The sequence below is a fragment of the Brevibacillus centrosporus genome (assembly GCF_046622605.1).
Lineage (GTDB): Bacteria > Bacillota > Bacilli > Brevibacillales > Brevibacillaceae > Brevibacillus > Brevibacillus centrosporus.
This window is the reverse complement of sequence record NZ_CP176856.1, coordinates 3,849,404-3,861,571: the sequence shown is the minus strand read 5'-3', so window position 1 is coordinate 3,861,571 and position 12,168 is coordinate 3,849,404. Positions and strand designations below refer to the sequence as shown.

Genomic DNA, 12,168 nt, shown 5'->3' with positions numbered 1-12,168 from the left:
GTAAATCAGACAACCTATTCGAGGGGGGACTCGCTTTGCGGGTATCCAATGCTACTGTACGCCGTCGCATTTTTGTTGCTTTGATCATCGGCATCGTGATGTATTGTGCGCTCATCACCCGATTAGGGTACGTACAATTGATAGAAGGACCAAAGCTGGCCCAAATGGCTGACGACCTGTTGGATCGTGAAATCAAGTTCAAACCAAATCGAGGGAAAATCTTGGATCGCGATGGTAACGAGCTGGTTACCAATGTGAGTGTACCGACTGTCGTGGCTGTTCCGGCACAGCTAAAGGATTCTCGTGAGACCGCCAAACAGCTCGCTGTCATTTTGGGGCAGCCGGAAGAGGCCGTTTTTCAAGCGATTACGAAAAAAGGGATGAGCAACGACCAAATCCCCGGTGGCAAAAAGCTGTCCCCGGATAAAGCCAAGAAGATTCAGGAGCTGAACCTGCCAGGGATTTATTTGGCGGGAGACACCAAGCGTTTTTATCCGAATGGAACTATGGCGGCACACATCCTCGGCTTTACAGGAATCGATAATCAGGGGCTGACAGGGCTGGAGAGAATCTATGATCCCTTTTTGAAAGGGACAGAAGGACATATCTCGTTTCCCTCTGATGCAAAAGGACGCGTAATGCCCGGGGGATCGGAGGAATACGTGGCACCGGTAGACGGGATGGACATGTACCTGACTCTCGATAGCAGTATTCAGTCGTTTATTGAACGGGAGCTTGATCAGGCTGTGGTAGCCTACCAGCCAGATGATGTCCTGGCGATTGCGATGAATCCGAAGACCGGGGAAATTCTAGGGATGGGCAGCAGACCTACCTTCCAGCCGGATCAGTACAGAGATTACCCGTCAGAAGTATACAACCGCAACCTGCCGATCTGGAAAACCTATGAGCCAGGATCGACCTTCAAGATCGTGACTCTGGCGGCAGCCCTCAATGAAGGGGTAGTCAATTTGAACGAGGGTTTCTATGATCCTGGCTACATTACGGTCGCAGGGAAGCGTCTGCGCTGCTGGAAGCGGCAAGGCCATGGCCAGGAGACCATGCTGGAAGTCGTGGAAAACTCCTGCAACCCCGGATTTGTGACAATGGGACAAAGGTTGCAAAAGGAAAGACTTTTTGACTACATCAAGAAGTTCGGGTTTGGGCAAAAGACAGGGGTTGACCTGATTGGAGAAGAAAATGGACTGCTCTTTAACCTCAATCGGGTAGGGCCAGTTGAACTGGGGACGACCTCTTTTGGGCAGGGTGTTTCCGTGACGCCTATCCAGCAAATGGCGGCTGTCTCTGCCACTATCAATGGCGGGAAGCTGATGAAGCCCTACGTCGCCAAGGAATGGCGGGATAGCGTAACGCACGATGTCATTGGCAGGACCCTGCCGACAGAGGTCAGACAGGTGATCACACCGGAGACATCCGCAAAAGTCCGCTATGCTCTGGAGAGTGTCGTTGCACAAGGGACAGGAAACAAGGCGTACATCGAAGGATACAGAGTAGGCGGTAAGACGGGGACGGCGCAAAAGGTTAAGGACGGTCGGTACATGGATGGCGAGTACATCGTATCCTTTATCGGCTTCGCCCCAGCTGACGACCCGCAGATTGTAGTATACTTTGCCGTCGACAATCCCAAAGCGCTTGCATTCGGTGGTTTGATCGCCGCTCCAAGCGTCAAGAGTATTATTGAATCCTCGCTGCAGCATATGGGAGTCCCGAAACGCAAAGATGGGATATCCAAAGAAATCAACAAGGCCTTGGGGGAGCGGGAACCGATCGAAGTTCCCAATATGGTCGGGCAAACCATGCAAGATGTCGTTACGACTTATGAGACGCTGCCACTGGTCGTCTCGGGCAAAGGAAAGTATGTCATCCAGCAATCTCCGGCACCCGGTGTAAAAATTGATGAGGGCGGAAAAATTCGTATCTATCTTGGTGACAAATGAACCAATTAGCTATAAAATGAGATTTCGAAGGCGGAGGGAGCGAGCTTTTTTCGAGCTCTCTACCTCTCGCCTTTGTAAAAATCGCCAAATTTTTGTCTATAATGTTGGAGAATGGGGTGCCTGTTTCATGTTTCTACGGGATCTGCTCATGCCGCTGCTGCCAGCTACGCTCGCAGGGGATGACAGTATGGAGATTACAGGTTTGACAGCAGACTCACGCCAGGTTCAGCCGGGCTATTTGTTTGTTTGTCTGACTGGATATACCGTGGATGGACATTTGTATGCGGCCCAAGCGGTTCAAAAAGGAGCCGTTGCCGTGCTATCCGAAAAAGATTTGGACGTGCCAGCGACTATTGTCAAAGTGCCGGATACACGGCGGGCAATGGCTATGCTGGCTGACCGTTTTTACGGCTCTCCCACGCGTGAGCTGAAGCTGATCGGTGTGACCGGGACGAACGGAAAGACGACGACGACACATTTGATCGACAAGATTTTACGCGACCAAAGCAAAGAGACCGGTTTGATCGGCACGATTCACATGCGGATCGGAGAGGTCACGGAAGAAGTGAAGAACACCACGCCAGATGCGCTGGACCTGCAGAAGAGCTTTCGCCGTATGCGGGATGTGAACACAGAGTACGCGATCATCGAGGTTTCTTCCCATGCTCTGGAGATGGGACGCGTCCGCGGCTGCAACGTGCATACCGCAGTCTTTACCAATTTGACTCAGGATCACCTGGATTACCACAAGACGATGGAAAACTATCGTTACGCAAAATCCCTGCTGTTTTCTCAATTGGGCAATAGCTATGACCCCGATCGATTGAAAACGGCTGTTTTGAATGCAGACGATGAGGCATCCGAGCTTTACGCTACTGTGACGCCGGCTCGTGTCATCACGTACGGAATCGATCGAGCGGCGGATGTTCATGCGACCGACATCGAAATCACCAGCAAAGGGACCTCCTTCACCGTTCAGACCTTCGCCGGGAGCGTGAGGATGGATCTGAAGCTGATGGGGAAATTCAATGTGTACAACGCTCTGGCTGCAACGGCAGTTGGACTGGCAGAAGGCGTTTCGCTCGAGGCTATCAAAGACAGCCTGGAAGCCGTTGCTGGCGTAAATGGGCGCTTTGAATCGGTGGATGCGGGACAGCCGTTTGCGGTTTTGGTCGATTATTCGCATACCCCAGACAGTCTGGAGAACGCACTGATTACCGTAAAGGAATTTGCCAAGCAGCAAATCTTTTGCATTGTCGGCTGCGGCGGGGACCGCGATCGCACCAAACGCCCGATTATGGCGCAAATTGCAACAAAGTATGCGGATCACACCGTCTTAACGTCTGATAACCCTCGCTCAGAGGAGCCGCAAGCGATCATCGACGACATGCTGGCCGGGCTAAGTGGAGTAGCCCAAGACCGCTACACGGCCGTAGCTGATCGGCGTGAAGCGATTCACTATGCTGTTTCACAGGCGAAGCCGGGCGACGTCATCCTGATTGCAGGAAAAGGACACGAAACGTATCAAATCATCAAAGATCAAGTACTGCCGTTTGACGACCGTGAAGTTGCGCGGGAAGCGATCGCCACGTACACCCAAGAATAGAGACAGATGCATTCGAAGCATCAGAGAAAGGAGGCTCGGGCATGTTCGCTGACAACGTACTTATCGTCACGATCGTCGCCGCGTTTCTCATCGCCGTACTCATCGGTCCACTGTTTATCCCGGTCCTTCGCCGCCTCAAATTCGGGCAGGCGATTCGGGAAGAAGGTCCTGATTCTCATCAAAAGAAGGCTGGAACCCCTACGATGGGCGGAACCATCATTCTTTTGGCACTCATTTTTACCGTGTTAAAGTTTGCCAATGCAAAAATGGAAATTTACTTCCTCTTACTGGTGACGCTTGGATACGGACTAATTGGATTTTTGGACGACTTCATTAAGATTAAAAAGAAACGCAATCTGGGCCTGACGGCGAGACAAAAGTTCGCAGGTCAAATTTTGCTGGCGGTAGGCGCGTATATCCTGCTGATTCTCATGGGGCATGATACATCCTTGCATTTGCCAGGAACTCCATGGAAGCTTGAGCTTGGCTATTTCTACTTCCCGTTCCTTTTGTTCCTGTTGGTGGGCACGACCAATGCCGTCAACCTGACAGATGGTTTGGACGGTCTTTTGGCAGGTACCGGGGCGATTGCGTTTGGCGCGTATGCGATCATCGCATGGTTTGGCCAAGATTACGACACAGCCATTTTCAGTGCAGCTGTCGTCGGGGCCGTTCTTGGATTCCTGGTTTTCAATGCGCATCCGGCACGGGTATTCATGGGGGATACGGGCTCTCTGGGATTGGGCGGCGCTCTTGCGGGTATTGCCATCATGACCAAAACAGAGCTGCTGCTCGCTATCATCGGTGGTGTCTTTGTAGTAGAAACCCTGTCGGTTATCATGCAGGTTGTTTCTTTCAAAACAAGAGGAAAACGCATCTTTCGGATGAGTCCGCTTCACCACCATTTTGAATTGACGGGCTGGTCGGAGTGGCGTGTCGTAGTAACGTTTTGGCTGGTGGGCATGTTCTTTGCCGGCCTGGGTGTATACCTCGAGGTGGTGACAATCCGATGAATCGTTATCAAAATCAAAGCGTTGTCGTGATAGGAATGGCGAAAAGCGGTGTGGCAGTGGCAAAACTGCTCCACCGCTTTGGTGCGAATGTCGTCGTGAACGATAAGAAAGCACGTGAAGAGGCGACAGGAGCAGAAGAGCTGGAGGAGCTCGGGATACCCGTAATTTGCGGCTATCATCCGGATGATCTGATTCATCCCGGCATCTCGTTGGTCGTGAAAAATCCGGGAATTCCTTATGAGGCTCCTCCTGTAGCAAAAGCAATGGAATTGGGTATTCCGGTGATCACCGAAGTCGAGCTGGCTTCTCAGATCGCGAAAGCCCCTATCATCGGCATCACAGGCTCCAACGGGAAAACGACGACTACCACGCTGGTGGGTCTCATTCTCAAGGAAGCTGGGATCGAGGCGATGGTCGGTGGAAACATCGGGACGGTCCTGTGCGGACTGGCAGAGGTGGCAGAGCCAGATCAATGGCTGGTCGCCGAGCTGAGCAGCTTTCAGTTGATGGGGACGAGAGAGTTTCGCCCTCACATCGGCGTCCTGTTAAATCTGTACCCGGCGCATCTGGATTACCACCACACGATGGAAGAATACCTCGCTGCGAAATGCAAGCTGTTTGCCAATCAAACGGCAGACGATGCGGCGATCTTGCCCTTTGACCAGCCTGAGGTGCGGGAAAAATGTGGGGAGCTGTCTGCCCGTAAGTACTTCTTCAGCAAAACGCAGGAGGTTCCTCGTGGAGCTTATGTCGATCAGGGGATGATCGTCTTTGTCGACGGTGAGGGTTCTCGGGAAGAAATCATTGCGGTGAAAGACATTACCGTGCCCCATGTGGACAATGCCTTGGCTGCCATTATCGTGACCAGACTGGCAGGTGCGGACAAGCAATCGATTGCCCAGGTTCTCTCTACTTTTCCAGGTGTCGAACACCGGATGGAGTTTGTCGCGACGAAGAATGGGGTAAAGTATTTTAACGATTCCAAGGCAACGAATCCGGAGGCGGCATCAAGGGCGCTGCAGGCGTGCAAGGAGCCGATCGTGTGGATCTGCGGGGGACTGGACCGGGGAATCGATTTCCGAGAGCTGGTTCCTGTCATCACGGGCCGTGTCAAAGCGGTCGTTGCACTTGGGCAAACCGCACCTATTTTGCTCGAACGGGCGCGTGAAGCAGGGATTAAGGAAGGAATCCGTGTCGATACTGTGGAGGCAGCCGTTCTTGCTGCTTCCAAGTTTGCAGATGCGGGTGATGTGGTATTGCTCAGCCCGGCGTGTGCGAGCTGGGACATGTTTCCTTCATTTGAAGTGAGGGGCAGCATGTTTAAGGACGGCGTGCATAGACTGTAAACAAGCCTAGCATATCGTCCCATGCACATTTGAAAAACTACCGAAGAGCGGGACGCGTGAGAAAGGATGACCTGGCACTATGAGCAAGGTACGCTCTGCTCCCGACTTCGTAATTATTTTTGCAACACTTTTTTTATTAGGAATTGGCATTGTGATGGTGTATAGTGCAAGTGCCATCGTAGCCCAAAAAGCACCGTTTAACGACCCGTATTTCTTCGCCAAGCGCCAGCTGATTTTTGCCCTGCTCGGCATTACAGCGATGTATGTCACCATGAACATTGATTACTGGGTGTGGAAGCAGTGGGCAAAGCCTGGCTTCTATGCGAGCATCGGCCTCTTGATCCTCGTGCTGATCGTGGGGATTGAGGTCAATGGATCGAAAAGCTGGCTCGGGTTTGGTGCATTCGGCATTCAGCCTGGTGAGTTTGCCAAGCTGGGTGTAGTTGCGTTTTTGGCGAGATGGCTCTCTGACAACCAGAAGCAAATCGTTCTTTTCCGAAAAGGCCTTGTACCAGCTCTTGCTATCCCGCTGGTCTGCTTCGCCTTGATTATGCTGCAGCCCGATTTGGGAACAGGTACGGTTTTGATGGGAACGGCAGTCGTCATGATTTTTGCGTCTGGCGCGAGAATCAGTCATTTTGCTGCACTGGGGATGGTTGGGGTAGCAGGCTTCATCGGATTGATCCTGTCGGCACCTTACCGGATCAAACGGATCACTTCCTTTCTCGATCCATGGTCAGACCCATTAAATACAGGTTATCAGATCATCCAGTCGCTGTATGCGATCGGTCCCGGGGGACTTCTGGGACTGGGGCTCGGCCAAAGCCGACAAAAGCATCTGTATTTGCCGGAGCCCTACAATGATTTCATCTTCTCCATCGTGGCAGAAGAATTGGGCTTTATTGGCGGAACACTTATATTGCTACTGTTTCTCCTACTGCTATGGAGGGGAATGCGGACAGCGATTACGGCACCAGATTTGTTCGGGAGCCTTTTGGCACTCGGAATCATCGGTATGATTGCCATTCAGGTCGTCATCAATATCGGCGTTGTGACAGGGATGTTTCCTGTAACGGGTATTACTCTGCCATTTTTAAGCTACGGGGGTTCTTCCCTTACGTTGATGCTGACAGGAGTGGGAGTCCTGTTGAACATTTCCCGTTTTTCTAGATAAGGATGTGATTGTATGCGCGTCGTCCTAACAGGCGGTGGCACAGGTGGACATATTTATCCGGCGCTTGCGGTGGCGAGGGAAGTTTCCCGCCAATATCCGCAGGCTGCCTTTTTGTATATCGGGAGTAAACACGGTTTGGAAGCGCAGCTGGTACCACGAACGGAGATTCCTTTTCAATCCGTTGAAATCAGTGGCTTGAAAAGAAAGCTCAGCTTCGACAATATAAAGACCATTTGGAAATTTATCCGGGCGGTTGCAGATGCCAAACGCATGCTGCGAGAATTCAAGCCGGATGTGGTCATTGGTACGGGTGGCTATGTTTGTGGTCCAGTCGTCTATGCGGCAGCCAAGCTGGGAATTCCTACACTCATTCATGAACAAAACGTGGTCCCAGGACTTACGAACAAGTTTCTCTCGCGTTCCGTAAGCAAGATCGCGGTATCGTTTTCCGAGTCGCTGTCCTTTTTCCCGCAAGCCAAAACGGTACTGACAGGGAACCCGCGAGCGACAGAGGTCATGCATGGAAATGCGGAAGCAGGACGCAAATTCATTGGTGTAGACGCCAGCAAAAAGATCGTGCTGATCTTTGGCGGAAGCCGTGGGGCACGGGCGATCAACGAAGCGGTGCTCTCCATGGTAAATCAACTGTCCAAGTTTCCCGATACCCATTTTGTCTATGTAACGGGGGATATTCACTTCGAAAAAATCTCTGCATCCCTCGGGGAAATGGGAAATCTTCCTGGCAACCTTTCCGTGCTCCCATTCGTCCACAATATGCCGGATGTTTTGGCGGCGACGCATGTGCTCGTTGGACGCGCAGGTGCATCGACTTTGGCAGAAGTGACAGCCTTGGGCGTCCCTTCTATTCTCATTCCGTCCCCGTACGTGACCAATAACCACCAGGAAAAGAATGCGCGCGGATTGGAGCGTGCAGGTGCGGCAGAGGTCATTGTCGAACGGGATTTGACGGGAGAAAGCTTGCTGAAATCGTTGGCAGAGCTGTTGAACGATCAGCCAAAATGGGAGCAGATGCGCGAGTGCTCCTTGTCCCTGGGAATGCCAAAGGCAGCCACAGATATCGTTGCACAGCTGCGTGCATTGGCTAGCAAAAAATGATCAGATGGGCGATTGTCACGCCGATCTGGGCGATCGCATAGTATGGAGCAAACACGTGATAAGAACTAGGTCCGACCTAGCATGTGTATCAGGAGGTTCACAGATGAAACAAATCGCAGAAGAGCTATTGCAGGCAGGAATCGAAAAAGTGTGGACCAATGAACCTCTCGCCAATCATACGACTTGGCGGATCGGGGGTCCTGCAGACTTGTTAATCCAGCCGAAGGACAAAGACTCCTTGCAGGCAGCTTTCCAGATTATCCATCGACATGAAATTCCTTGGAGTGCAATCGGGCGCGGCTCCAACCTTCTGGTGAGGGACAGAGGTATACGCGGTGCCGTGCTCAAAGTGGCTGAGGGTTTGAGTCACTGCGAATTCAGGGGCGAAGAGGTGTGTGTGGGTGCCGGATATTCCATGATCCGCCTAGCGATGGAAACGGGTAAGATGGGTTTGACAGGGATGGAGTTTGCAGGAGGAATTCCTGGTACCGTAGGCGGTGCCGTCTACATGAATGCAGGTGCACACGGATCTGATCTTTCACGTATTCTTATTGATGCCGAAATCCTCTTTGAAAACGGTGAAAGAAAAGTGTTGACGAACGAAGAATTGAGCTTCAGCTATCGGACTTCTCTTTTGCAACAGAGAAAAGGGATTGTAGTAGAGGCGCGGTTTCGCTTGCAACCCGGCGATCGCAAAGAGATTGCGGCTACGCTGGCTGCGAACAAGGAGCGGCGTCGATTGACACAGCCGTTGCAAATGCCGTGTGCCGGAAGCGTGTTTCGCAATCCGCCAGGTGATCATGCAGGCCGGTTGATCGAGGCGGCTGGGCTGAAAGGCTACCAAATTGGAGGAGCTCAAGTTTCGGAAAAACACTCGAATTTCATCGTCAATTGTGGAGGGGCCACGGCTACCGACGTCCTCACCTTGATCGATTACATTCGGAGCACGATCCAGAGCAAGTATGGGATTGATCTGCATCCGGAAGTCCTGGTGGTGGGCGAGGGGTAACACGGAGGTGAAAGTTTGGAGACTTTTGCGATCGAAGGCGGAAAACCTCTGTCCGGTTCGCTTCGGATCCAAGGTGCTAAGAATGCTGCTCTTCCCATACTTGCTGCGGCCATATTAGCGGAAGGGCAATTTTATATCTATGACGTCCCCTTTTTGAAAGATATCAAAGTGATGCTGGAAATCCTAGACTCGCTGGGGGCCAAAACGAAGTATCAGGATGGATGTGTGGATCTGGATACAACATCTGTCTGTGTTCCGCATATCCCCGACAACTTGATGAGCCAGATGCGATCCTCCATTTTTCTGGCAGGTCCTCTGCTAGCTAGGCTGGGTGAAGTTACGATTTCCAGACCGGGTGGCTGTGATATCGGGGAACGCAGGATTGACTTGCATTTATCCGGGTTAACGGCGCTGGGAGCCAAAATGGAAGAATCCGAGGGCTATATTACGTTTCGCGCGAAGCAATTACGCGGGACCAATATCTTTCTCTCCTTTCCCAGTGTGGGTGCGACCGAAAATATCATGATGGCGGCAGTGTTGGCGAAGGGCACGACACGCATCTGCAATGCAGCGAGAGAACCGGAAATCATTGATTTGCAAAACTTTTTGAATGCGATGGGCGCGCGAATCCGGGGAGCGGGTACGGATACGATCGAAATTACCGGTGTACCGAAATTACGCTCAGTCAGCTATCGCATTATTCCAGACCGGATCGTGACGGGGACATTCCTGCTTGCGGTCGGGGTGGCGCAGGGGCATGTGGAATTGACGAATACCCTGCCGGAGCATCTCACAGCATTGATTGAAGTGGCCCGTAGCTGCGGTGTTGAAATCAAGACCCGCCATGATATAATGGAAATCAAAAGTACATCGCGCCCGCGCGCCTATGACCGGATTATCACCTCGCCTTTTCCGGGATTTCCGACCGATTTACAGGCGCAGTTGATGGTGTTTTTGTCACAGGCTAGAGGTACGAGTGTTATCAAAGAGACGATCTTTGAGGCAAGATTCAAACATGTGAATGAATTGGCGCGGATGGGCGCCTCCATATACGTGGATCTGGGATCGGCGATTATCCGCGGCGTGAATAAGCTAACGGCGACCAGCGTGGAAGCGACAGATCTTCGAGCAGGTGCAGCGCTGGTACTCGCTGGGCTTGCTGCAGAAGGAACGACAACCGTAAACCAGATTCACCATATCGACAGGGGCTATGAGCGGTTAGAGCAACAGCTGAAGCAGCTGGGTGCGAACATATCGCGAGTGTCGGTATAACCGAAGGAGCGAAGCGGCATAGTGCTATGCCGCTTTCCCTGTTTTGTATCATTACATATATTCCAATCTGATCCAATTATTTCTATTGTGATCCAACTATTCCGGCAGGCGAAAAGTCCTGCACATGGATGGAGAAAGGATAGGGTCATGGCGGTATACGAGGAACGCATTCCGCAAGTCAAGCAGCAACGCCCCAAGCGAAGGGGAAACCGCAAACTGGTCTTTCTGCTCGTGCTGTTTTTTCTCATTGTACTCATCATCGTATTCATTCGCTCACCATACAGCAAAGTGCAGGAAATTCAGGTGTTCGGCAACGACATCTATCCCGCGGAACAGATTATCAATCAATCTGGCTTGAAGAAGGATATGCAGTTTCTGAATGTATGGGAGGGCAGTGTACAAAAAAACTTGCAGCCGCTCGAGGGCATTAAGGAAGTCACTGTCAGCCGATCGTTCCCGGGTGTCATCGCCCTGCATGTAACTGAGCAGAAAAGGGTAGCATTTTGGAGCGGACAAGACGGCACGCGCTATCCTTTGCTGGAAAATGGTATGGTGCTAAAGAAGGTCAACTTTGCCAATCGCGTAGTGGACAGGCCTCTGATCAGCTCATGGGCATCACCGGAGCTGCTGCCCAATCTTGCAAAATCTTTGTCCAAGCTAAACCCGTCCGTTTTGGGCGAGATCTCGGACATCACGCTGACACCAACGGTTTATGACAAGCAGCGGGTAACACTGTTTATGCGGGATGGCAACGAAGTGCGCAGCGTTGTGTACAAATTGGACAAGATGCTGAACTGGTACCCGTCGATCGTCAAGGAGCTACCGAAGGATACAAAAGGCGTTCTATCCCTCTTTGAACAGCCGTGGTTTGTGCCTTATGGAGCAGCGAACGAAGCGGTTCCACTTCAAAATACAACCGAACAGTCTCAATAGCCGCAGTAAAGGATAAAGGGGAAGGAAAACCATGAGTCGACGTCGCAAATTTCATCTCTATTTAACCGTCGTGACGTGCTGTACCGGGTTTCTGGTGGCAACCTCGATCGAGACCACGAAGCTGACGCGCAAAGAGCGCTACAACGACCAGCTGTTCCAACAGGAGACGCAGCTCAATGACCGGATCTTATCGGAAAAAGAGCAAAACAGACATTTGGAAGACCAACTGATCGACCTGCAGCGCCAGGTAGGAAAAGTGGAGGAGGCCATGGCAGAGCGCAAATCGGAAGCGGCGGATGCCTTGAGTCAACTGGAAGCGGCACGTATGCTGGCCGGTGTAGTGGCAGTAGAAGGTCCGGGCCTGGTCATCACGATGCAGGACAGCCAAAATGCGGCAAGCAATGCAGATATCGCCAACTACATCGTCCATGAGCAGGATGTCCGGCTGGTTGTAAACGAGCTGCGTGCAGCTGGAGCGGAAGCAATCAGCATTAACGGACAGCGTTTGGTCAGCAATTCATCCATTCGCTGTGTGGGGCCTACGATCATTGTAAACGGAATCAAGTCGGCTGCTCCTTTCGTCGTAACCGCCATCGGAGATCCGTCGATCATGGAGAGTGCATTGAATCTGCCAGGCGGCGTGTTACATTCCCTGCAGGATTTTGTCCAGATCGATGTTGCAAAGAAAGACCGCGTTCAGTTGCCTGCTTTTGTAGGTGACGCGAAAACCAAACACTCCTAGGT

Annotated in this window: 10 protein-coding genes; all 10 read left to right on the top strand. The window is 51.9% G+C overall.

Annotated elements, in window-relative coordinates; all coding sequences use genetic code 11:
• The first annotated feature begins 35 nt into the window (after window positions 1–35).
• Window positions 36–1,955, top strand: a complete 1,920-nt coding sequence (locus ACLIN2_RS19460) for a stage V sporulation protein D (protein WP_400586745.1) — start codon at window positions 36–38, stop codon at window positions 1,953–1,955.
• Window positions 1,956–2,082: 127 nt separating this feature from the next.
• The gene (locus tag ACLIN2_RS19455; RefSeq protein ID WP_411501870.1) at window positions 2,083–3,561 is read left to right on the top strand and encodes a UDP-N-acetylmuramoyl-L-alanyl-D-glutamate--2,6-diaminopimelate ligase; all 1,479 of its coding nucleotides are present in this window, start codon (window positions 2,083–2,085) and stop codon (window positions 3,559–3,561) included.
• A 41-nt stretch (window positions 3,562–3,602) separates the two neighbouring features.
• A complete protein-coding gene (gene mraY / locus ACLIN2_RS19450; RefSeq protein ID WP_122921818.1) occupies window positions 3,603–4,574 on the top strand; it encodes a phospho-N-acetylmuramoyl-pentapeptide-transferase in 972 nt (323 codons plus the stop codon).
• The gene (gene murD, locus ACLIN2_RS19445) at window positions 4,571–5,920 is read left to right on the top strand and encodes a UDP-N-acetylmuramoyl-L-alanine--D-glutamate ligase (RefSeq protein ID WP_411501869.1); all 1,350 of its coding nucleotides are present in this window, start codon (window positions 4,571–4,573) and stop codon (window positions 5,918–5,920) included. Before mraY ends, murD begins: the two co-directional genes overlap by 4 nt.
• A 79-nt stretch (window positions 5,921–5,999) precedes the next feature.
• On the top strand, window positions 6,000–7,094 hold the full coding sequence (spoVE, locus tag ACLIN2_RS19440) for a stage V sporulation protein E (RefSeq protein ID WP_411501868.1): 1,095 nt from the start codon (window positions 6,000–6,002) through the stop codon (window positions 7,092–7,094).
• Window positions 7,095–7,106: 12 nt separating this feature from the next.
• On the top strand, window positions 7,107–8,210 hold the full coding sequence (gene murG, locus ACLIN2_RS19435; protein WP_092267763.1) for an undecaprenyldiphospho-muramoylpentapeptide beta-N-acetylglucosaminyltransferase: 1,104 nt from the start codon (window positions 7,107–7,109) through the stop codon (window positions 8,208–8,210).
• Window positions 8,211–8,313: 103 nt separating this feature from the next.
• Entirely contained in the window at window positions 8,314–9,219 is a 906-nt protein-coding gene (gene murB / locus ACLIN2_RS19430; protein ID WP_411501867.1) for a UDP-N-acetylmuramate dehydrogenase, read from the top strand.
• A 15-nt stretch (window positions 9,220–9,234) separates the two neighbouring features.
• A complete protein-coding gene (gene murA / locus ACLIN2_RS19425; protein ID WP_092267765.1) occupies window positions 9,235–10,491 on the top strand; it encodes a UDP-N-acetylglucosamine 1-carboxyvinyltransferase in 1,257 nt (418 codons plus the stop codon).
• Between the two features lie 147 nt (window positions 10,492–10,638).
• Window positions 10,639–11,424, top strand: a complete 786-nt coding sequence (locus tag ACLIN2_RS19420) for a cell division protein FtsQ/DivIB (protein ID WP_092267766.1) — start codon at window positions 10,639–10,641, stop codon at window positions 11,422–11,424.
• A gap of 31 nt (window positions 11,425–11,455) precedes the next feature.
• Window positions 11,456–12,166: a DUF881 domain-containing protein gene (locus tag ACLIN2_RS19415; RefSeq protein ID WP_092267767.1), complete on the top strand. Its 711-nt coding sequence runs from the start codon at window positions 11,456–11,458 to the stop codon at window positions 12,164–12,166.
• Window positions 12,167–12,168 lie beyond the last annotated feature (2 nt).

Bases quoted from the DNA above. Each gene is read 5' to 3' on its own strand.
- ACLIN2_RS19455 (WP_411501870.1), top strand. From the start codon at position 2,083: ATGTTTCTACGGGATCTGCTCATGCCGCTGCTGCCAGCTACGCTCGCA.
- mraY (WP_122921818.1), top strand. From the start codon at position 3,603: ATGTTCGCTGACAACGTACTTATCGTCACGATCGTCGCCGCGTTTCTC.
- murD (WP_411501869.1), top strand. From the start codon at position 4,571: ATGAATCGTTATCAAAATCAAAGCGTTGTCGTGATAGGAATGGCGAAA.
- spoVE (WP_411501868.1), top strand. From the start codon at position 6,000: ATGAGCAAGGTACGCTCTGCTCCCGACTTCGTAATTATTTTTGCAACA.
- murG (WP_092267763.1), top strand. From the start codon at position 7,107: ATGCGCGTCGTCCTAACAGGCGGTGGCACAGGTGGACATATTTATCCG.
- murB (WP_411501867.1), top strand. From the start codon at position 8,314: ATGAAACAAATCGCAGAAGAGCTATTGCAGGCAGGAATCGAAAAAGTG.
- ACLIN2_RS19420 (WP_092267766.1), top strand. From the start codon at position 10,639: ATGGCGGTATACGAGGAACGCATTCCGCAAGTCAAGCAGCAACGCCCC.
- ACLIN2_RS19415 (WP_092267767.1), top strand. From the start codon at position 11,456: ATGAGTCGACGTCGCAAATTTCATCTCTATTTAACCGTCGTGACGTGC.